The organism is Enterovibrio norvegicus FF-33, assembly GCF_000286835.2.
Classification (GTDB): Bacteria; Pseudomonadota; Gammaproteobacteria; order Enterobacterales; family Vibrionaceae; genus Enterovibrio; species Enterovibrio norvegicus_A.
On record NZ_AJYD02000031.1, the window covers coordinates 192,660 to 213,509 of the forward strand.

The following is a 20,850-nucleotide window of genomic DNA, read 5'->3' on the forward strand; positions in this document are numbered from 1 at the left end:
AGTAGATGATGACACAATGGATTGATAACCAGCCCATCGCGGGTGATGGCGATATGTTTGATTCACTGAATCCGTTTAACAGTGAGTCAATATGGCAGGGACGAGCAGCCACATCTCCACAAGTGGAAGCCGCTGTGAGTTCGGCGAGAGACGCGTTTGCCACATGGAAGCACACCGCTTTCGCAGAACGTCAGGCACTGGTCGAACGTTTTGCCGAGAAGCTAAAAGAAAACAGCGAACACATGGCACAAGTGATTGCCGAAGAAACCGGTAAGCCACTGTGGGAAACCCGCACTGAAGCTGCTGCCATGGTCGGGAAAATTGCCCTTTCACTGCGTGCTTATCAAGAACGAACGGGTGAGCGCAGCAAAGATGTTGCTGGCACACAGGCGGTGCTACGCCATCGCCCTCTAGGGGTAATGGCGATATTTGGGCCTTACAATTTCCCCGGACATTTGCCGAACGGTCATATTGTTCCCGCGTTGTTGGCGGGGAATACCGTGGTATTTAAACCTTCGGATTTAACGCCAAAAACAGCAGAAGAAACCATTAAGCTTTGGATTGAGGCGGGACTGCCGAAAGGCGTGATCAATATGGTCCAAGGAGGGCGTGAAACGGGCGAGGCGCTGGCACAATCTAAAGGCATCGATGGTCTGTTGTTCACAGGTAGCGCTAACACAGGTCATATTCTGCATCGTCAATTTGCGGGAGAGCCGGGCAAAATGTTGGCGTTGGAAATGGGCGGAAATAACCCGATGGTGATTTCCGATCAATACGGCGATCTTGATGCCACCGTGTATACCATCATTCAATCCGCATTTATCAGTGCAGGGCAGCGTTGCACCTGTGCTCGTCGTCTTTATGTACCGAAAGGCGATCGCGGTGATGCATTGCTTTCGCGTTTGGTTGAGATGGCCAAAAACATCAAAGTGGGTGGTCAATTTGATCAACCTGCCTCGTTCATGGGGTCACAAATCTCTGTGCGCGCAGCAGAAGGCATTCTTGCTGCTCAGGGCAATCTCGAATCACTGGGTGGGCAGCCGCTTCTAAAAGCCCAGTTGCTGCATGATGCCGTCGTCACTCCGGGCATTATTGAAGTGAGCCAAGTGGCTCAATTGCCTGATGAAGAATATTTCGGGCCACTACTTCAAGTGGTGCGTTATGACTCTCTTGAAGACGCCGTCACGCTGGCCAATGATACCCGCTACGGTTTGTCGGCAGGGTTAATTTCAACCGATGACGCAGAATGGGCGTATTTTCTTGACCATATTCGCGCAGGTATCGTTAATCGCAATCGCCAGCTAACGGGCGCGAGTGGTGATGCACCTTTCGGCGGGCCGGGAGCATCAGGCAATTTACGACCAAGTGCTTACTATGCCGCTGACTATTGCGCTTATCCTATGGCGTCAATGGAAGGTGAGGATGTGTCCTTGCCTGATCAACTCAGCCCTGGGCTGTCGTTGTAACAAAAGATAAGTAACTACCGAACACTCAATGTAGGAGGATGTGATGGAGCGCGTTCAGGCTTTATTTGATGAGCTTTGGAAAGACTATATCGATAGGTTATGCCCGTCGGCAGCAAAAGTGCATGCGTTATTAGAAGAGGGCAGTCCGCTTCTCAATGACCACATCGCGTTGCGCACTTTTGCGTTACCCAAGGTGGGGCTAGATCGTTTGGCTGCGCCGTTTATCGCCATCGGTTATACCCCTAAAGGGGAGTACCATTTCAAAGCGAAAAAACTGTACGCGCGGCATTATGAGCATCCTAACCCTGATGCACCCAAAGTGTTTATCAGTGAGTTGCTGGTGGGACAGTGTTCCACGGAACTGCAGCAGGCTGTTCGTGCCTTGGTTGATCAGGTAGATGACACAGCACTTAATGATCCCGCGTTCTTGTATGGTGGTCGTTTGTGGGGCATTGACACGGAAACTTATCATCAGTTAGCGGCGGAAAGTGAATATGCAGGTTGGCTGTCTGCTCATGGCTTTGGTGCCAATCATTTCACGGTGAGTGTGAATCAATTGAGTACGCTCCATGACGTGTTGGATGTGAACCAATTGCTGCGAGAGTCAGGTTTTGCGATTAATGAATCTGGCGGTGAGGTGAAAGGGGATCCGCAAGTGCGCTTGGAGCAATCGGCAACCATGGCGGACAAAGTGACGGTGCGCTTTAGTGATGAAGAACTGATGATCCCGGGTGGGTTTTATGAGTTTGCCAAACGTTACCCGTTACCGAACGGAAGCCTGTATCAAGGGTTTGTTGAGGCCTCGGCAGATAAAATCTTTGAAAGTACCGATAAGTAGGGACCGTTAGTGGCTCATGCAGTCGCTACTCCTGTAGCGATTGCCCATCGCGTGTACCGTTCGCCGATCTAATTGCGCTCTGATACCAAGTTTGATGGCCACTCTTCGTGAGAGGTCGGTGTTGATTTGCGTCCGTCATCACCGAGCATGCGCTGTAGCTGATAGTGAGACATACCGGCAAAGCCAGTTAATTCGGTGCTGACCTGACCCCAAGGGACGACGGCAGGTGTCGTATTTATGCGGCTAAACGCTTGATGTTCCAAGTCCATATCGATGCTCCATCATCGCAAAAAAACGTTGCACGTAAATGTATACATGCTTTGCATTGAAAGGTAGCACTGGGAAAGGGGTTTTGTGGATTTTTTGACGTGATAGTGATCATGCTCAAACAAAAAAGCCACCATAATGGTGGCTTTCATTTCAAAGCAATAATGCTTAGCGAGTACCGTATACCACGATAGTTTTACCGTGTGCAGAAATTAGATTCTGCTCTTCCAGCATCTTCAGAATACGACCAACGGTTTCACGTGAGCAACCTACGATTTGACCGATTTCCTGACGGGTGATCTTGATTTGCATACCGTCTGGGTGAGTCATAGCATCTGGTTGTTTCGCCAGATTAAGCAGTGTTTGCGCGATACGACCAGTCACATCTAGGAATGCTAAGTCACCAACTTTTTGGCTAGTGATTTGCAAACGACGAGCCATCTGAGAAGAAAGGCGCATCAGAATGTCTGGATTCACTTGAATCAGCTGACGGAATTTTTTGAATGAGATTTCAGCGACTTCGCATGGAGATTTAGCGCGAACCCAAGCTGTACGCTCCTGATCTTCCTCAAATAAGCCCAGTTCGCCAATGAAGTCGCCCTGGTTGAGGTAAGAAAGGATCATCTCTTTGCCTTCTTCATCCTTGATCAGTACAGCCACAGAGCCTTTCACGATGTAATAAAGCGTTTCAGCTTTCTCACCAGCATGAATCAGCGTACTTTTTGATGGGTACTTATGAATGTGGCAGTGTGAAAGGAACCACTCTAGTGTTGGGTCTGTTTGAGGTTTTCCTGGAACCATATCTCTCATTTCCTCTGCAGTTGTTGCCTGATGAGTCTTCCTTAGCCCACCGTCCTGCGGCACAAGTCCGTGGGATAGCATAAAGTGTCAACCGTCAGGCTACAAGCTCTCTGTTTGAGTCATTGAGTTTATCCTTTTTCCAGCACGATTTCTTGATTTTGATATGGACTTCCCCCCCTATTAAAGGCTAAAAACGTGGACAAGATCACGACACTGAAAGTAAACAGGAGAAATAGATGCGAGCAAGCGTCAAGTGGTGCGGAAAAGAGACGTTTTTAGGGCAGTCGAATTCAGGTCATAGCATCGTGATGGATGGGAATGGCGGAGAAAAAGCCCCGAGTCCAATGGAAATGGTGCTGATGGGGGCCGGTGGATGCAGCTCTGTCGACGTTGTTGCAGCGCTTAAAGCGGCTAATCAAGCAGTGTCATATTGTGAAGCCGAACTGACGGCAGAGCGCCGAGAGCAAGCACCGCGCTTGTTTACCCAGATCAATATTCACTTTGTGGTCACAGGTACCGCATTGGATGAAGCATTGGTGGCTTCTGCGGTCAAAGACAGCCTAGAGAAATACTGCTCGGTGTGTTTGATGTTGGGTGCCAGTATTGAAATGACCCACTCTTACGAGGTTCGTGAGGCGGCTTAATGGCGTGTTTGCGGTTTTGTTGGAAGTGACCATAAAACAAAGGAGGGCATGCCCTCCTTTTTTGCTATTGACTGTTTATCAATGGATTGCCAAGATCTTCATACAGAAAAGGGAGGCTCTCGTGGGCTTAGCTTATCTTGCCCGTTTCGATTAACTGCTGAATAAGCGGTTGGATGATCAACTCCATGGCGAAGCTCATTTTGCCCCCAGGCACAACCAAGGTGTCATGCCGTGACATGAAAGAGCCTTGGATCACGGCCAGAAAATAAGGGAAATCCACTTTCTTGATGCCGCGAAAACGTATCACGACAAAGCTTTCATCAAGACTTGGAATGCCTTTAGCGTTAAGCGGGTTAGAGGTATCAACGGTCGGTACGCGCTGGAAGTTAATGTGTGTGCGACTAAACTGCGGCGTGATGTAGTTAAGATAATCGTCCATTGAGCGCACGATGGAGTCCGTCACGGCTTCTCGTGAGTGGCCGCGGTCGCGCGTGTCGCGAACAAATTTCTGAATCCACTCCAGGTTCACAATTGGCACCATGCCAATGAGCAAATCAACATGCTGAGCCACGTTAATTTCGCCGTCGGCAATACCGCCGTGAAGCCCTTCATAGAACATTAAGTCGTTATTCTCTGGCAAATCTTGCCATGCCGTAAACGTACCTGGCATTTGGTTATACGGCACTGCTTCATCAAACGTATGCAAGTAACGGCGGAATTGTCCCGTACCGTGTTTGCCATATTCATCGAAAAAGGATTCTAGTCTTGGGAAATCATTGGCTTGAGGGCCAAAATAGCTGATGTGACGACCCTGCTCTCTGGCCTTGCGAATTTCAACGTCCATTTCAGGACGCGTAAAACGGTGAAAACTGTCGCCTTCAACCCAGGCCGCGCGGATGTCCATCATATTGAATATCTTCCGAAATGCGTCGGAAGTGGTGGTGGTTCCTGCCCCAGATGAACCGGTGACTGCAATAATCGGGTGTTTTGCAGACATGACAAACCCTGTCAATTTTTAAAATGATGTCAAACAATTAACAGGGTGTAGCGTATTGGTCAAGCAGACGTTAAGCGCTGAGTGATCGCGCGTGCTTGATATCGACCGTTTCGTGTAACTCAGAATAGACCACCATGGCTTCTTTGTTCTTGAGCAGGACATAGACTTGTTCGACTTTTTCATCGAAGCTTGCTTCTTGCTCGCCATAGTCTGTGCCCTCGCGCAGCACAAAGTGCTCAACCAAGTTTTTCAGGGTCTCTTCTGGGATTTCTTGCCAAGGGATGATCATCGCGATACCTACAACATAAAACGGTGGCGGAAAGTGGCACTAAACACGATATCGGTGCTGTTATCGTGGTTAAACATGTTTTCTAGTGCCAACAATTCTATCGCACTGGTATCAAAAAGGTAGCGATAACCTAGCGCGAACTCATGAACGGGTGATGTGAGCTCTCCCAACTCCTTACTGTCAGTTTTAGCTTGTGAGATAAGGTATTCACCAATGAAGTCATGGTTTTCTCGCCATCGATACTGGTAGCTAATTCCTCCATTCATTCCGACGGACTTTACCGGAGCGAAATGTTGCTGTTTGTTGGGTCGATGCACCATCGCAATCGTCGCTGTTACGTGATGATTTTCTTGTTGGTAGGCGTAATTGACCTGCAAAGACTGTTCAAAAGACGTGTTGGTAAAAATGCCGTGGCTGACGCGATTGAAAAACAAGGTGACGCCTAGGCTAATGGCATGGTGCGTTGTGCGATAGAGGGTCTGTTCACCATAGAGGTTAATGGCGCTTAGCAATGGGTCGCCGACAAAATCTTCCATTGGATCGTTGTTGTCGCTGGGATAGTCGATATAAAAGCGGTTTTCATTGACCTCGGTGCGCCCATTTTGATCAATGCCAAAAACGCTGTGAAACTTTTCCGTCAGCCCATCTAGACGATTATTGGCAGCATAACGGTATTGATACCAAACACCGAACTTTGTCTCTTCACTGAGTGCATGCATGAAACCGAGCATGAATTGATTGTGGTAATAATCGAATTGATATTCTGGGGTATTCGCCCACACGCTTGCCATCGTTGCAGAGGCAAATACCTCCGTTTCATCCGCTTGCAAAAGCGTGGGGTCTTGCATGATGGGCGTTAACCCTGTGATTTGCAGTGGCGCTTGGCTTTGTGAAATGAGTGGCCCAAAGCGCATGGTATCGGCATGGGCACTGGGCACAAAGAAAGATATCGCCAATAGCGAAAAAGCAGTGCGAGATAATGTCATATTTCACCTCTCTCGCCCTGCGTGTTGTGGCTATTCTAAGTGCAGGGCTAACCAGCGTGGTACTTCCTTCTCAAGCCAAAACTCGGGGTGCTTGAGCGTACCTGACACGAAGCCAACATGACCGCCATACTCTGTTAAATGGTAATCAATGTTATCGGGCAGGTGACCGGTTGGTATCACTGCCTGTGTCATAAATGGGTCATCTTTAGCATGGATCACTTTCAGCGGTGTCGCAATGTCTTGTAAGACAGATAACCCACTGCATAGTTTGTAATAATCCTCCGCGCTTTTAAATGCATGGAGTGGTGCAGTGACGGTTTCATCAAACTCATAGAGTGTCGATATCTTCACTTTCTGACCACTTTTCCAATGACCGATTTCGGGGTGACGTTCGAGCTTTTTCGACAGGGTACGATTCATTGAACGCAGCAAGTAAGCCTGATAAACCTTGGAAAACCCGAGCTGGATACGCGATGAACAAGCCGCTAAATCGAGAGGCGGGCTGATCACACAGCCGGCGTTAATCAACGGGTCATGGTTAAATTCGGCCAGATAGCGCACCAACATATTGCCGCCCAGTGACACGCCCGTTGCAACCCTAGGTACGTCGGGGAAACGGGTACTGATGTATTCCAGAACAAAGCGCGCATCGCTGGTTTCACCTGAATGGTAGCTGCGTGGCTGGCGGTTAATCAGACCGCTACAGCCTCGAAAATGCATCATGACACCGAGCCAACCTTGTTGTTTGAAGGCGTTGAGCAGGCCGTTGGCGTATGGGCTGTAAAAACACCCCGCTAAACCATGAAACAAGATAACCACAGGTTTGCCTTGGGCTTGTTCTGGTGGCTCTGTCCAGCACAGATCGAGAAAGTCACCGTCAGGGGTATCTATGCGCTGCCAGATCGGTTCAAACAAGGCTTTGCGTCTGACAAAGCGAGGCAACAGTGTTTGCACGTGGGGGTTACGTCCCCATTTCATGGGCTCGAAATTTTCAGTCATCAAGGTCACACTCACATCGCAAATTCGGACAGCGGGGGATTGGCTAGCAATTGTGCCAGCTGCTGGCAGCCGTTTTCCAGCGTTTCTCTATTGGGCGGCGCACTCACTGCAATCCGCACGCAAGGTGGTGCAGAATATCCCGCTGGCACAAACAGCTCAGAGGATTTGATCTCCAACCCCTGTGCTTTACACGCAGTGAGGAATTCGCTCAATGACCATTCATCGGGGAGTCGTAACCAACCATGAAAACCATTGGGATGAAAACGCAGATCCGCATTGCCAAGATATTGTTGTAGTAATGCCCAGCGTTGTTCCATTTCAGTACGGATAGTTTCTAAAATTTGGTTAGCGCCGCCATTTTCCAACAAGATCGCTGCCATGGCGGTGAGCAAGGGACTGATCATCCAACTGTGATTTTGCAGTGCATTGACAAATTGCGGGTAGAAACGCTCTGGCAGATGCAGAAAACCCAAACGTAACCCTGGTGCCAACGTTTTCGCCATCCCGCCTATATAAATCACATCATCTGGCGCCAGATTGACAAAAGGCTGCGGTCGCTCTCGCGGCAGCAATCCGTTCACATCGTCTTCGACAATCACCAATTGCTGAGTTTGACACACGTTAATCAGTGCCTTGCGACGAGATTCGCTCATGATGGCGGTGGTAGGGTTTTGCAGAGTTGGAGTTAAGTACACCATGCGCGGTTGATACTGCTGACAGGCTGCTTGCAGCGAATCAGGCAACATGCCTTCGTCATCCATGTCCACTGGCTTGACCGTAAGTTGAAGTTGACGCGCGAGGCTCATTAAGCCGGGATACGTGAATTTGTCAGCGAGAATGGTATCACCAGCACGACAAAGGGTCAGTAAGCAAAGCTGCATGGCGTTTTGTGCGCCCGAGCAGAACAGCAATCGGCTGGGATCAGTGATGATGCTGTGTTGTGCTAGCCACTGCGACAAGATTTCACGATGACGGACAATGCCAGATGGCGGCTGGTACAGCATCAGGTTATTCAATTCATTGGGGTGTGAAGCCAATTGCTGCAAAGCATCGGAAAACAAATCGGCGCGATTAATGGCTGGTGGTACGTTGTAGCCAAAGCTGGTGATCCCCGGACGTTCAGGGCTAGCAAAGGTCCAATGCGGTTTGTCGCTGTCACTGACATAAGTGCCCGCGCCGACTTTGGCTTCGACAATACCGCGTCGTTCTGCTTCGGCATAAGCTCGGGTTACCGTGCCAACAGTGACAGACAATGCATCAGCCAGTGCTCTGTGGGTTGGCAGTTTCGCACCTGCAGCAAGCTCATTACTGAGAACTTTGCCTGCAATGGCATCCGCGATTTGACGGTAAATCGGCGTGCCGTCTTTCTCTAACACAATATTCATGATTGTCATGGTGACAATAAACCTTTTGATTGAAAACTTGATCCCTGTTAGCGTGAATTCTGACCAATAATGGTGACTAGTTCAACAAAACTGTATGGATTGTATCGATACAATGTGAGCGGGGAGACAATTCATGATGGAACTTTCATTTCTGGCAACACTGGCGATATTCGCTGCCACCATGACAGGCACACCGGGGCCAAACAATATGATGCTGACCGCCTCGGGGGCAAACTTCGGTTATCGTCGCACTGTTCCGCATCTTGTGGGTATTACGCTAGGTGTTGCCTCTCTCATCGCCGTTGTCGCTGGCGGGTTAGGGGTCGTGTTTGAAATGTTCCCATGGGTTCAGCAGGTGATGAAACTGGTGGCGAGCGCGTATTTGTTGCTTTTGTCATGGCGTATCGCCAATGCAGGTGCACCGAATCAAGCTGATTTGAGTGATAGACGCCCAATGACGTTGCTTGAAGGTGCCGCGTTTCAGTACGTGAACCCAAAAGCGTGGGCGATGGCAGTGAGCGCCGTGGGCACATTTACACTTGCAGGTGGCGATTACTGGTGGTCTGCCATGGTGATTGTACTGATTTTTATGGCGGTTGGTTTTCCGCTAACGTCACTTTGGGCTGGCTTTGGTGTCTGGGTAGGTAAAGTGCTGCCCACTGAAAGAAGCTGGATTGTGTTCAATCGCGTGATGGGTTTGTTAACCGCATCATGCTTGTTCTTCATTTGGGCGTAACGGAAAGCGGCGTTATTCCGTCAGGCCGTGCAGGCCTTTGGTCAAGGTTGGATACAGATAGCGGGCAGCGGGGTCGAGCTGTCCGCAATACATCTCAAGTGCTGAAGGACCATTTTCTCGCCATGGTTGTTGGTTGATGCAGGCGAGTAGCACTTGTTGTTGAAACTTTTCCAGCGTCAATTCGTAGTTCAACATTTTTTGGTAAGCGCCGCGTGATAGCTGAGGTTTAAGATCACGTCGCATCAAGCGGTAGCGACCGAGTAGTGTTTCAGATTGGGTGATGGATTGACGAAGCGCAGCCAGCGAGGTATTGGTCAGTGAAAAGCCTGCATCTTCTAGCCATGCCAATAGCAACGCAAGATTGACGTTACCTTTGAACTGGTCTTGAAGTTTCAGGCAGGCATGTTTCACTTCCTGCTGACTGTAGTGTTGCAGGCAAAACTGCCACAGCCCATCGGCGGTGGCATTGTTTTTTAGCGGTTTTGGTGTGCCGCGTCCATCTCTTCCAGTTGTTCCTGAAGATCCATCCATTCCAGTTCGACCTCTTCCAGCGACGATTTTGCATCTGCTTGTTTGCGCAGTAACTCTGTCAGCTTGTCTTTATTGGTCACTTCATAAATGGAAGGTTCCGCAAGGGCTGATTCTACTTCGGCGATTGTGGCAGAGTAGGTTTCAAGTTTTGTGTCCAGACTGTCAATTTTCTTGCGTATTGGTGCAGTCAAACGTCGGAACTCGGCTTCAAGGCGCTTTTGTTCTTTGCGCGCGGCTTGGGAGTTGGTGCTGACAGGCTTCGCATTTTCCGCTTGTTCCTGACGACGCTCGGCGCGTTGCTGTTCGGTGAGCCATTGATGGTAGTCATTTAAATCACCGTTAAATTGCGACACTTGCTGATCGTGAACCAGATACAAATCATCGGTCGTGGCGCGCAGCAAGTAGCGATCGTGACTGACAATAACCATCGCACCTTCAAATGATTGTAGCGCCAATGTCAGCGCGGAACGCATATCAAGGTCTAAATGGTTCGTTGGTTCATCGAGCAACAGCAGGTTTGGCTTTTGCCACACGATCAATGCCAGCACTAGGCGTGCTTTCTCGCCGCCAGAGAATGGGGCAATGATGTCCAATACCTTTTCGCCGACAAAGCCAAAACTACCGAGATAGTCACGCAACTGTTGTTCGGTTGATTTTGGGGCAAGGCGCATCATGTGTTGCAGCGGCGTTTCGTCGGTACGAAGTGTTTCAAGTTGATGCTGCGCAAAATAGCCAATTTTCACGCCTTGTGAGTATTGAAGCTCACCTGCTTGTGCTGGCAGATCACCAGACAGAAGTTTGATTAGCGTTGATTTACCTGCACCGTTACGACCCAATAGACCGATACGGCTACCTGGCACTAAGTTTAGGTGAATTTTTTCCAAAATCAGCTTGTTAGGATAGCCTGCCGCCACGTCTTTCATCATCAGAATGGGATTTGGCAGGGCGCTCGGCTCGCGAAACTCGAAACTGAAGGGGTTATCGAATTGTGCTGGCAGTACCTTTTCCATGCGCTCCAGTGCTTTGATACGGCTTTGTGCCTGGCGTGCTTTACTGGCTTTGTAACGGAAGCGATCAATGTATGACTGCATGTGCGTCATTTGCTTTTTCTGCTTCTGATACATCGACTGTTGCAACATCAGTTTTTCAGCGCGCATGGTTTCAAACGATGAATAGTTACCGGTGTACTCGTTCAACAAATCGTTTTCGATATGAATGATGCGATTGACCACAGGATCAAGAAAATCGCGGTCATGGGAAATCAATACTAAGGTACCGCGGTAGTTTTGCAGCCATTTCTCTAGCCACATTACGGCGTCTAAATCGAGGTGGTTAGTCGGTTCATCGAGTAGTAAAAGGTCTGAGCGACAAAGCAGAGCTTGAGCGAGGTTAAGACGCATACGCCAACCGCCCGAGAACTGGGTCAAATTCCACTGCATTTGCTCTTGGCTGAAACCTAGACCGTCTAAGAGCTCTGAAGCGCGGGCTCGAATGCTGTAACCACCCACGGCATCAATCTTGTCGTGAATGACCGCAGCTTGGTGGCCATCATCAATCGCTTCAGCGTGACGCAGTGCTGCTTCTAGCGCACGGTATTCACGATCACCGTCAATGACGTATTCAACGGCTTCGCGCGCTAGGGCCGGTGTTTCTTGCGCGACCCATGCCAGTTGCCAACCACTTGGGAAGTTGCAGCTTCCTGCGTCGAGAGATAGTTCGCCTTTTAGCAATGCAAAAAGGGTAGATTTACCGCAGCCATTTTTACCCACCAGACCGACTTTATCGCCAGGGTGAATGGTGGCCGACGCTTGATTAAGTAGCGGTTTGCCGCCGCGAAGAAGCTGAATATCTGAGAGTGTGATCATGACAACTGACGGCCCCAGCCGTATGCTTTGAAGTAGAGAATTCTGGCGCAGTTATACCATAGGCCAGAAGTTTACTTAAGACGTGATCGCGTGAGGCGATGAAAAGATGCCATATTTACCGTATGGTGGAGAATATACAGAGAGTGCCTCATGATAAGGCGTTTTGTGTCATCATAAAAAGACGATAAAAAATATTGCGTTAGTGCTTTTGCCTGTTAGATGCCGATGCATCACAGTGATATAGGAATTTGCTGCGAAATGGAAACCACAACGACGTCGCTTTTTCGATCAAAAGTGTTGGTCTTATTTGCTCATCCCGATCCGCATGAATCGGTGGCAAATAAGCGCATGGTTGATACTGCTCGTCAGTTCGAACATGTGACGATTCATGATCTCTATGCCACGTATCCCGACTTTATTATTGACGTTCACCATGAGCGTGAGCTTTTGCTTGCCCATGATGTGATCGTATTTCAACACCCACTACAAATGTACTCTTGCCCGTCACTGTTAAAAGAATGGATTGATGTGGTGCTTGGCAAAGGCTTTGCACACGGTGGCGGAAATGCGCTGGCTGGCAAGACCTGTCGATTTGTCGTCACGACAGGCGGTGCCGCTGAAGCATTCAGCCAAACCGGTTACAACAAGTACAGCATGGGAGAACTACTTCAGCCGTTTGAACTCACCGCGCTATTGTGTCAAATGCGCTGGGTTGAGCCCTTAGTGCTGCACTGGGCGCGTCGAATTGCCGATGACGATAGAAATGCACACGCAGAGTTATACGCAGATTGGCTGTGTCATCCCGTATCGGAGGTGGTGTGATGGAGCATAATTTCCTTCTCGATGCACTTATCTTCCTTGTGGCTGCCGTCGTTGCTGTGCCGCTTGCTCAACGCCTTGGGATAGGATCTGTGCTTGGTTATCTTATCGCGGGTGTGGTCATTGGCCCTTGGGGACTTGGCCTTATCAGCGATGTGGAAGCCATATTGCACTTCGCCGAATTGGGCGTGGTATTGCTCTTGTTCCTCATTGGTCTTGAATTGAACCCGAAGAAGTTGCTGCAAATGCGCAAGCCGATCTTGGGGTTGGGCGGTAGTCAGGTGATGATTAGCGCCGTGGTTATCGGCTTGGTGGTTGCAATGTTTGGCGCCTCTAACGTGGACGCCTTAATTGTTGGGATGGGGCTTGCCCTTTCGTCGACCGCTATTGCCATGCGCATCATTGAAGAGCAACGCATGATGCGCATTGAAGCCGGGCAATCGGCATTTGCGGTGCTGCTTTTTCAAGATATTGCGGTGATCCCTATGCTAGCTGTGTTACCGGCATTAGCCGGTGGCGCCAGCGGCAGCTGGCTCGATGTGGTCATTATGCTCGGTGCCGTTGTCCTTTTGCTGGTGGGCGGGCATTACTTGTTACGGCCCCTGTTGCGTTGGGTCGTGATGAGTCGCGTAAAGGAAATGTTTACCATTGCCGCCCTCTTGCTGGTAATCGGGTTTGCGCTTGGTATGCAGGCGTTGGGCTTATCGATGGCACTGGGTACCTTCCTCGCGGGTGTGCTGCTGGCCGAAAGTGAATATCGCCACGAGCTTGAAATTGCCATTGAGCCATTTAAAGGCTTGTTACTCGGTCTGTTTTTTATCGCAGTCGGGATGGCCGTCGATTTGGGTTTATTACTCGAATACCCGATTGAAATATTAAGTGCCGTTGTGGCCTTGATCAGCGTGAAAGCCGCCATCATATATGGATTGGTTCGCATGTTTGGCGGCAGCGCGAAATCGAGAAGTCAGGTGGCGCTTCTGCTCAGTCAGGGCGGCGAGTTTGCATTCGTACTTTTCACCGCCGCACGTGGTGAAGGTTTGCTAGACCCTGATCTCAATGCTTTTTTGTTGGTGGTCGTAAGCTTGTCGATGATGACAACACCCATCTTGCTGATGCTGCAAAATAAATGGTTTGCTCGCACCATTAATGCAGACGTGTCGTTGCCAGAAAACGAACAGTTTGATGATGAAGGTGGGCGCGTCATTATCACCGGATTTGGCCGATTTGGGCAGGTGGTCGGGCGTTTGCTATTTGCCAACAAAATTAAACTGACAATCCTTGAGCGAGACCCGTCGCAAATCGCTTTGCTGCGTAGGTTTGGCTATAAGGTGTATTACGGCGATGCAACACAGCTGGATTTGCTGCGTGCTGCTGGCGCTGCATCCGCCGAAGCAATTATCATTTGTACGGATTCGCCGGAGGAGGTGATAGAAATTGTGACGATTTGTCAGCATCATTTCCCTAACCTCAAAGTGTTGGCGCGTGCTCGAAGTCGTGTTGAGGCGAATCAATTGCTCGGCCACAATGTGGACGGCTTTGCGCGAGAAACCTTTTTAAGCGCGCTGGATTTAGGTAAACAGACACTGATCGCCTTGGGTATGCATCCGTATAAAGCAAAACGAGCCGAAGCCTTTTTCCGAAAGTTAGATGAAATGCGTTTGCATGAAATGCAGCCTCATCACAGTGATGATGTGTCGGCGGCGTCAAGAACGAAAGAAGCCCGTTTAGAGCTGGAAGAGTTGTTCGACCTCGAAATGAAAGGGGATACAGAGCGACACCAAAGCTGGAACAGGGAATAATATTAATCGCCGATTATCATGGGATAAACACGGCTGATTTGGCGCTGTGATTGATGGAATAAGTACAAGGACTGACATGAGAAAGAAACGTTTTATTGCTGGCGCAACCTGCCCCTCATGCAAAGAGAGTGACACGATGCGCTGGTGGCAAGAGCATCACGTGGAAATGGTTGAGTGTGTTAAGTGTGGCCATACTGACCGCCGCTCACCAATAGCAACGGAAGCTTCTGAGTCAGATCCAAAGCAAGAAGATGGACAAGTGATAGGGATATTTAAACCGCAGTGATAGTCGTAGCGAACAGTTTTCTGTATTATCGGCGCCGAAATAAGCAGGTGGCCATGATGCAAACTCGCTATGGCAGCACCCAGACTTAAATAACCGCTTCCGGAGTAAAGATGAAAGTCACTAAAGACGTGGTAGTAAGCATTGCTTACCAAGTGAAAAACGAAGACGGTATCGTGGTTGACGAGTCAACACAATCGAACCCATTGCAGTACCTTCAAGGTCACGACAACCTGATCATTGGCCTAGAAAACGCGCTGGAAGGCCGCGAAGTGGGCGAGAAATTTGAAGTGACTGTTACGCCGGAAGACGCGTACGGTGAGCACATGGACGAAATGGTTCAGCGTGTTCCTGCTGATGTGTTCCAAGGCGTTGACGAAATTACTGTTGGCATGCGCTTCCTCGCGGATACGGACCAAGGTCCAATCCCAGTAGAAGTGACTGAAGTTGATGGCGACGAAGTTGTTGTTGACGGTAACCATATGCTGGCTGGTCAAACGTTGACGTTTGACGTTGAGGTAATTGAACTACGCGAAGCAACAGAAGAAGAGATCGCTCATGGTCATATCCACCAAGAAGGTGGTTGTGGCGGTCACCATGATCATGACCACGAAGGTGGTTGTTGTGGCGGCGAAGACAAAGGCGACGACCACGAATGTTGTGGCGGCGGCGGTTGTGGTTCTCACTAATTGCTGAATGCCTGAGGTCGACTGACTTCTGATTGAAACGCCGCTTGGGAAACCGAGCGGCGTTTTTTTTATTCGTTTTGTGAAAAGAGAAAAGCGCTTTACTTCAACATCATCAAGTTCTTTAATTGCCCACTTAACCTCGAATCTTAAACGCCAAGGAACTTCTGATGCCTCAACCGTTCTCTATTGCTATTCACGGCGGTGCTGGCACCATCGAACGTAGCTTGATGACGCCAGAACTTGAGCAAGCTTATCGTGAAGCACTACGTCTATCTGTGCTGGCTGGTCATGCCGTATTAGTGTCAGGCGGAAATGCGTTAGATGCCACGGTTGCTGCCGTCACGGTGATGGAAGACAGCCCATTATTTAATGCGGGTAAAGGTTCGGTGCTCACTCACGAGGAAACGGTGGAGATGGACGCTTGCGTGATGAATGGACAGAATCTGGATGCGGGTGCAGTGACGCTTATTCGTCATATCAAAAATCCGATTCAGCTTGCCCGCGATGTCATGCTCAAAAGCCCTCATGCCATGCTGGCGGGGGATGGTGCAGAAGCGTTTGCATTTAAAGAATGTGGGTACGACTACACCGAGCAGGATTACTTCTTTACGCCGCGCCGTTACAACGAATTAAAAGTGATGAAAAAAACCGGCGGCGTGGCACTGTCAGAAGCGCGTTATCCCGATGAAAAAAAACATGGCACTGTGGGTGCAGTAGCGCTCGATAAAAACGGTAACCTGGCAGCAGCCACAAGCACTGGCGGTTTAACCAACAAGCGCTGGGGGCGCGTGGGTGACACACCTATTGTTGGCGGTGGTAACTATGCGCGCAACGGCAATGTGGCGGTTTCTGCAACGGGTATGGGCGAGTTGTTAATGCGCTGCACCGTGGCTGGTGATATTGCAGGACGCATGCAATATGGAGATGCCTCGATAGAGCAGGCCTGTCGCGATGTCATACACGGCGATTTTCTTGATCTAGGTGGTGAAGGCGGTGTGATTGCGGTTGACGCAAACGGTAAGGTTAACTTTGAACTGAACTGTGCAGGGATGTACCGAGCGACAGTTGACGAAAGTGGAAATGCGCTGGTGGCGATATTTGCAGATGAGGCGTTGAGGGTTGAGAGTAATAGCTAGGCCCTAGAACCTGGGGAGAATCGCTTGGTTCTTCCTCATACCTAGGACCTGTTATTGCCACACCCCACTCTAATAATGCGGTGGCGGCGTTTCTTCATCCATGCCCGCAATGTTAGCCGGTTCCATAGAACGTAGTTTGGAGACCAAAAACGCAATTTGCGTATTCATTCGGTCAATCGCCTTTTGATGGGCAGTCACTGCGTCATTGAGTTCTTCAATGGTGTGCTCTTGAAACGCCTGCTTGATTTCAAGATCTTCAATGTGCTTTTGTAGCTGTTGTTCAAATTCGGTCATGGTGTTTTCAATCTTCCTGCGCTATCCAAGCTTGTGCGATACCGGCTGATGTGCCAGAGATGACGCGTCCGGTTGGATCAATCGCCACATCATACACCACTGCACTTGGCGGCCGAGTATTTTGTTGCTCTACCGCCAACCAACGACCGAGATTATCACCCGTCCCCGTGTCCCAATATTCTATTCTTCGCGCGGGTGTTCCCGTCACCAATTTACTGCCATCGTCTGAAAAGCGGGCGGTGGTAAAGTTAGGGTAGCGGTGGAACATCTGCAGCTCGCTTATTGCCTCGCCCGTTGAAAGATCCCAGATGATGGCCGTGTCATCGCCGTCCGCGGAGAAGGCATATTTTCCAGTTCGGTGCAGTTCAACGCGTGTTATACGGTGGCTATGTGCAAATGTATTGATGATCTGCCCGGTTTCAGTGCTCCACAAATAAGCATTGTGGTCATTGCCGCCTGACAGGGCATATTTTCCATTGGGCGAGAGAGAGACACTGTTTACTTTTTCTTTATGAGCAAGGAACTCTAAGCGTCTTCCTGTGCCTAAGTCCACGAACAAGGCTTTGCCGTTTGACAGTGCAAGTAGGATTTTCTGGCCGTTGTTGCTGATGTCTAGGCCACGGATGATCCCGTCTGATATCGACCAAAGGCCTTCTGCTTGTCCCCATGCCAAATCCCATACTGCAAAGTTTTGCGATGTGGCAGAGACCGCATAGCGATTGTTGTCAGAGATCTGACTGGCGATCACTGTGCTCTTATCTGGGTCTTGATAGCCAAAATCAGCAAGTTGCTTATTTTGCATTAGGTCCCAGAGAACGATACCTTGTTCAGTCGATGCTATGAGGGCAAAACGCCCATCTCGGCTGAGACTGAAACTGGTTACGCCATCAGGATGAAGCGCCCAACGCTGGGCTTCACGCGTAGAGTGAAAGCATCCTGAAAGTGCTAACAGTGTCAGAAATAAGCAAATTGTGCTGACGAATTGTCGCATCACGCTTGTGTTCCTTATCTTGGACCCCTATAACGTCGAGTATATTGATCGTTTCGGGCTTTCGCATTTTTATCGCGTAAGCGAATGAGAGAAATGTGGTTTTTATACCAACGGAGTAACTAATGAAATCAGTTTTTAAAATGTCATTGCTGGCGGCCACCGTTGCACTGGCCGTAGGTTGTCAAGAAGACGCGAAAGAAGAAACCGTGAAAGTTGAAGCGCCTGTCGCTGTTGAAACCGTTACATTCGCCACTGAAGATGACAAAGCCGCCTATGCAATTGGTGCTTCGTTAGCGCAATATTTAAAAGCAAATCTTGAGCAACAACAAGAAATTGGTTTGGCACTAAGCTCTGATCTGGTTCTTCAAGGTGTACAAGACGCCTTTGCTGATCAATCAAAATTGAGTGAAGAAGAAGCACAAGTGGCATTGCAAGCGCTAGATCAGCGTGTTGCAGAAATGGCGCAAAAGCAATCGCAAGAGAAAGCAGCGGTTGCAGTGAAAGCTGGCGATGAGTACCGCACACAGTTTGCGAAAACCGATGGTGTAACCACCACAGACTCTGGCTTGATGTACATGGTTGAGAAAATGGGTGACGGTGAGAAACCAGCAGCGGAAGATACCGTTGTTGTGCACTACAAAGGCACCCTGACTGACGGTACGCAATTTGATAGCTCTTACGATCGTAACCAGCCAGCGACTTTCCCACTCAACCGCGTGATCCCAGGTTGGACAGAAGGTGTTCAGCTAATGCCTGTCGGTTCTAAGTTCAAATTCGTGATCCCTTCTGAGTTGGCATATGGCTCGCAAGACACGCCTGCTATTCCAGCAAATTCAACGTTAGTGTTTGATGTTGAGCTGCTAGAAATCAAAGGTAAACCAGCCGCTAATTAATACCGCCTTAAAGCGATAGCATTGGAACACTCAAAACCCCGACGTCTGTCGGGGTTTTTACATCTTTTGAACCAAGTCTGTTAGACTTATCGCTAGATTTTAAAGATTGCAGATTTCGTTTATCTTTTGTCCGTTGATGAGCGAAAACTAACAAAAGGAAAATAGGCCTGTGGTATCAACAGACAGTTTCGGTTCAGATGTGATCGTCGACAGTGACTTTATCGAAAGTAATCCTTTTACCGAACAAGACAACATTATCCTAAAATCCTATGAAGCCGTGGTTGACGGGTTAGCTGCATTGATTGGCCAACACTGTGAAATCGTGCTGCACTCACTGGAAGACTTGAATACGTCAGCGATTAAAATTGCCAACGGCGAGAATACTGGTCGTCAGGTTGGCTCACCTATCACGGATTTGGCGCTACGTATGCTGCGTGATATCGAAGGATCTGAACGCAACTTCTCCCGTGCTTATTTTACGCGTGCCAAGGGCAACACTCTGATGAAATCCATCACGGTGGCTATTCGCAATGGCGAAAATCGTGTCATTGGACTGCTTTGTATCAATATCAATCTGGACGCTCCTTTTTCTCAGGTATTGCAAGCATTTATGCCAACCGAAGAAGCACGTCAGGCGGTTTCTGCGGTTAACTTTGCCAGCGACGTTGACGAGTTAGTGGACCAAACGGTTGAACGCACCATCGAAGAAATCAACGCAGATAAATCCGTATCCAATAACACCAAGAATCGTCAGATCGTTATGGAATTGTTCGATAAAGGTATTTTCGATATCAAAGATGCGATCAACCGTGTGGCAGACCGTCTCAATATTTCTAAGCACACTGTGTATCTGTATATCCGTCAGCGTAAAGGTGAGGATGAGGAAAGATGACACTAGATTACGTCATCGTGGTGAGTGCGCCCGTATATGGCCGACAATCGTCACTGACAGCCTATCGATTTGCTAAGGCGCTAGTGGAGAAAGGGCACACATTATCGCGTGTCTTTTTTTATCAAGATGGTGTGTCTAATGCTTCATCGCTAACCGTGCCTGCCAACGATGAGTTTGATTTGGTCGTGGCATGGCAAACGTTGGCAAAAGAAAACAATACCGAACTGGAAACGTGCGTTGCCGCTGCGCTGCGTCGTGGACAAGTGAGCCAAGATGAAGCCAAGCAACATCAGTTATCGTCATCCAATATGGCAGATGGCTTTTCGCAGGCTGGGTTGGGTGCGCTGTCAGAAGCGATGCTTACTGCCGATCGCGTTGTGCAGTTTTAAGGTTCGAACATGAAGAAACTTGGATTTGTCTTTTCATCAGCACCGCATGGATCTGCAAGTGGGCGTGAAGGGCTTGATGCCGTTTTGGCTACCTCAAACTACAGTGAAAATCTTGTGTTGTTCTTTGTGGGTGATGGTGTCTTGCAACTTCTCTCGCATCAGCAGCCAGCTGACATTTTATGTCGTGACTACATTTCAACATTTAAAATGTTGGCACTTTGCGATGTTGAAGACATCTATGTTTGTGAAGCATCGTTGAGTGAACGCGGCTTGAGCAAACCATCGTTAGTTGTCGATGTCGATATCACAACGCCAGAAGTGATCGCTGAACAATTAGCTCAGTGTGCCAAAGTACTTCAGTTCTAAAAGTGCTCCAGTTTTAAAGGACAGACGATGCTTCATACAGTCAGTACTTCTCCTTTTTCGTCGTCATCGTTGAGCAATTGTTTGCGCTATTCTGACCCAAACAGCGAGATCTTATTGATCGAAGACGCTGTGATCGCCGCAATTGACAGCGGGGAGTGGCAAGAAGCGTTGACGTTGTCAGGACGTCGTATTTATGTTCTTCATGACGATGTGGTGGCGAGAGGCTTAAGTCGGGAAATTAGTGAGGATTTCGAACTTGTTGATATTAAAGGTTTTGTTTCGCTAACGGAGCAGCATGTCACGCAAATGAAATGGTGAATATTGTCTCTTTCGACTAGCGTAAAAGCTCAGGATAGCAGCGTTTACAAATTGCTCGATGCAAAGATCGTTGTATAAATCTTGACACCCAAATAGACGACGCCTAAAATTTCGCGTCCCTACTTCTGTGGGGCATAGATTTTTCACACATATACGTAAGTAATATCAGGAGCTATT

Annotated in this window: 25 protein-coding genes; 14 read left to right on the plus strand and 11 right to left on the minus strand. The window is 49.0% G+C overall.

Going from position 1 to position 20,850, the window contains the following annotated elements:
• Positions 1-8 precede the first annotated feature (8 nt).
• Positions 9-1,466 (plus strand): succinylglutamate-semialdehyde dehydrogenase, encoded by a 1,458-nt coding sequence (gene astD, locus A1OO_RS08045; protein WP_016961980.1) that lies wholly within the window; start codon positions 9-11, stop codon positions 1,464-1,466.
• 43 nt (positions 1,467-1,509) lie between these two features.
• Entirely contained in the window at positions 1,510-2,304 is a 795-nt protein-coding gene (locus A1OO_RS08050) for a DUF1338 domain-containing protein (protein WP_017002704.1), read from the plus strand.
• Positions 2,305-2,372: 68 nt separating this feature from the next.
• Here the strand turns inward: A1OO_RS08050 and A1OO_RS08055 are convergent, their stop codons facing one another.
• Entirely contained in the window at positions 2,373-2,573 is a 201-nt protein-coding gene (locus tag A1OO_RS08055) for a hypothetical protein (protein ID WP_016961982.1), read from the minus strand.
• Between the two features lie 166 nt (positions 2,574-2,739).
• Entirely contained in the window at positions 2,740-3,372 is a 633-nt protein-coding gene (crp, locus tag A1OO_RS08060) for a cAMP-activated global transcriptional regulator CRP (protein ID WP_016961983.1), read from the minus strand.
• Positions 3,373-3,608: 236 nt separating this feature from the next.
• Between crp and A1OO_RS08065 the strand changes: the two genes are divergently transcribed.
• Positions 3,609-4,016 (plus strand): OsmC family protein, encoded by a 408-nt coding sequence (locus A1OO_RS08065; RefSeq protein WP_016961984.1) that lies wholly within the window; start codon positions 3,609-3,611, stop codon positions 4,014-4,016.
• Positions 4,017-4,143: 127 nt separating this feature from the next.
• Here the strand turns inward: A1OO_RS08065 and A1OO_RS08070 are convergent, their stop codons facing one another.
• From A1OO_RS08070 to A1OO_RS08090, 5 genes are all read right to left on the minus strand, one after another.
• Positions 4,144-5,013: a phosphoribulokinase gene (locus A1OO_RS08070; protein ID WP_016961985.1), complete on the minus strand. Its 870-nt coding sequence runs from the start codon at positions 5,011-5,013 to the stop codon at positions 4,144-4,146.
• A gap of 70 nt (positions 5,014-5,083) precedes the next feature.
• Positions 5,084-5,302 (minus strand): YheU family protein, encoded by a 219-nt coding sequence (locus tag A1OO_RS08075; RefSeq protein WP_017002705.1) that lies wholly within the window; start codon positions 5,300-5,302, stop codon positions 5,084-5,086.
• A gap of 8 nt (positions 5,303-5,310) precedes the next feature.
• Positions 5,311-6,288: a DUF3187 family protein gene (locus tag A1OO_RS08080; protein ID WP_016961987.1), complete on the minus strand. Its 978-nt coding sequence runs from the start codon at positions 6,286-6,288 to the stop codon at positions 5,311-5,313.
• 30 nt (positions 6,289-6,318) lie between these two features.
• Positions 6,319-7,287, minus strand: a complete 969-nt coding sequence (locus A1OO_RS08085; RefSeq protein ID WP_017002706.1) for a hydrolase — start codon at positions 7,285-7,287, stop codon at positions 6,319-6,321.
• Between the two features lie 11 nt (positions 7,288-7,298).
• Positions 7,299-8,681 (minus strand): PLP-dependent aminotransferase family protein, encoded by a 1,383-nt coding sequence (locus A1OO_RS08090; protein WP_017002707.1) that lies wholly within the window; start codon positions 8,679-8,681, stop codon positions 7,299-7,301.
• A gap of 124 nt (positions 8,682-8,805) precedes the next feature.
• Here A1OO_RS08090 and A1OO_RS08095 point away from each other — a divergent pair, with 124 nt between their 5' ends.
• Positions 8,806-9,408 (plus strand): LysE family translocator, encoded by a 603-nt coding sequence (locus tag A1OO_RS08095; RefSeq protein WP_016961990.1) that lies wholly within the window; start codon positions 8,806-8,808, stop codon positions 9,406-9,408.
• Positions 9,409-9,420: 12 nt separating this feature from the next.
• On the opposite strand, the gene A1OO_RS08100 is transcribed toward A1OO_RS08095, so the two are convergent.
• Together A1OO_RS08100 and A1OO_RS08105 are read right to left on the minus strand one after the other, a co-directional pair.
• Positions 9,421-9,939, minus strand: coding sequence for a TIGR02444 family protein (locus A1OO_RS08100; protein ID WP_198928357.1), 519 nt, complete (start codon positions 9,937-9,939; stop codon positions 9,421-9,423).
• Positions 9,882-11,804 (minus strand): ABC transporter ATP-binding protein, encoded by a 1,923-nt coding sequence (locus A1OO_RS08105; protein WP_017002708.1) that lies wholly within the window; start codon positions 11,802-11,804, stop codon positions 9,882-9,884. The genes A1OO_RS08100 and A1OO_RS08105 overlap by 58 nt, the downstream gene beginning before the upstream one ends.
• 258 nt (positions 11,805-12,062) lie before the next feature.
• Between A1OO_RS08105 and kefG the strand changes: the two genes are divergently transcribed.
• From kefG to A1OO_RS08130, 5 genes are all read left to right on the plus strand, one after another.
• Positions 12,063-12,626, plus strand: coding sequence for a glutathione-regulated potassium-efflux system ancillary protein KefG (gene kefG / locus A1OO_RS08110; protein ID WP_016961993.1), 564 nt, complete (start codon positions 12,063-12,065; stop codon positions 12,624-12,626).
• Positions 12,626-14,422, plus strand: coding sequence for a glutathione-regulated potassium-efflux system protein KefB (gene kefB, locus A1OO_RS08115; RefSeq protein ID WP_016961994.1), 1,797 nt, complete (start codon positions 12,626-12,628; stop codon positions 14,420-14,422). Before kefG ends, kefB begins: the two co-directional genes overlap by 1 nt.
• A 76-nt stretch (positions 14,423-14,498) precedes the next feature.
• Positions 14,499-14,708: a YheV family putative zinc ribbon protein gene (locus A1OO_RS08120; protein ID WP_017002709.1), complete on the plus strand. Its 210-nt coding sequence runs from the start codon at positions 14,499-14,501 to the stop codon at positions 14,706-14,708.
• Between the two features lie 110 nt (positions 14,709-14,818).
• Positions 14,819-15,394: a peptidylprolyl isomerase gene (slyD, locus tag A1OO_RS08125; protein WP_016961996.1), complete on the plus strand. Its 576-nt coding sequence runs from the start codon at positions 14,819-14,821 to the stop codon at positions 15,392-15,394.
• Between the two features lie 167 nt (positions 15,395-15,561).
• Complete coding sequence (locus A1OO_RS08130) at positions 15,562-16,530, plus strand: isoaspartyl peptidase/L-asparaginase family protein (protein WP_016961998.1); 969 nt, start codon at positions 15,562-15,564, stop codon at positions 16,528-16,530.
• Positions 16,531-16,599: 69 nt separating this feature from the next.
• Here A1OO_RS08130 and A1OO_RS08135 read toward each other — a convergent pair whose 3' ends face one another.
• Both A1OO_RS08135 and A1OO_RS08140 read right to left on the minus strand, forming a co-directional pair.
• Entirely contained in the window at positions 16,600-16,824 is a 225-nt protein-coding gene (locus A1OO_RS08135) for a SlyX family protein (RefSeq protein WP_016961999.1), read from the minus strand.
• Between the two features lie 7 nt (positions 16,825-16,831).
• Positions 16,832-17,815 (minus strand): WD40 repeat domain-containing protein, encoded by a 984-nt coding sequence (locus A1OO_RS08140; protein ID WP_016962000.1) that lies wholly within the window; start codon positions 17,813-17,815, stop codon positions 16,832-16,834.
• A 122-nt stretch (positions 17,816-17,937) separates the two neighbouring features.
• Here A1OO_RS08140 and fkpA point away from each other — a divergent pair, with 122 nt between their 5' ends.
• From fkpA to tusB, 5 genes are all read left to right on the plus strand, one after another.
• Positions 17,938-18,708, plus strand: coding sequence for an FKBP-type peptidyl-prolyl cis-trans isomerase (gene fkpA, locus A1OO_RS08145; RefSeq protein WP_016962001.1), 771 nt, complete (start codon positions 17,938-17,940; stop codon positions 18,706-18,708).
• 169 nt (positions 18,709-18,877) lie between these two features.
• On the plus strand, positions 18,878-19,600 hold the full coding sequence (locus tag A1OO_RS08150; RefSeq protein WP_017002710.1) for a helix-turn-helix transcriptional regulator: 723 nt from the start codon (positions 18,878-18,880) through the stop codon (positions 19,598-19,600).
• Entirely contained in the window at positions 19,597-19,989 is a 393-nt protein-coding gene (tusD, locus tag A1OO_RS08155) for a sulfurtransferase complex subunit TusD (protein WP_016962003.1), read from the plus strand. Before A1OO_RS08150 ends, tusD begins: the two co-directional genes overlap by 4 nt.
• Positions 19,990-19,998: 9 nt before the next feature.
• Positions 19,999-20,355 (plus strand): sulfurtransferase complex subunit TusC, encoded by a 357-nt coding sequence (gene tusC, locus A1OO_RS08160; RefSeq protein WP_017002711.1) that lies wholly within the window; start codon positions 19,999-20,001, stop codon positions 20,353-20,355.
• 27 nt (positions 20,356-20,382) lie between these two features.
• Positions 20,383-20,673, plus strand: coding sequence for a sulfurtransferase complex subunit TusB (gene tusB / locus A1OO_RS08165; protein ID WP_017002712.1), 291 nt, complete (start codon positions 20,383-20,385; stop codon positions 20,671-20,673).
• Positions 20,674-20,850: the final 177 nt, after the last annotated feature.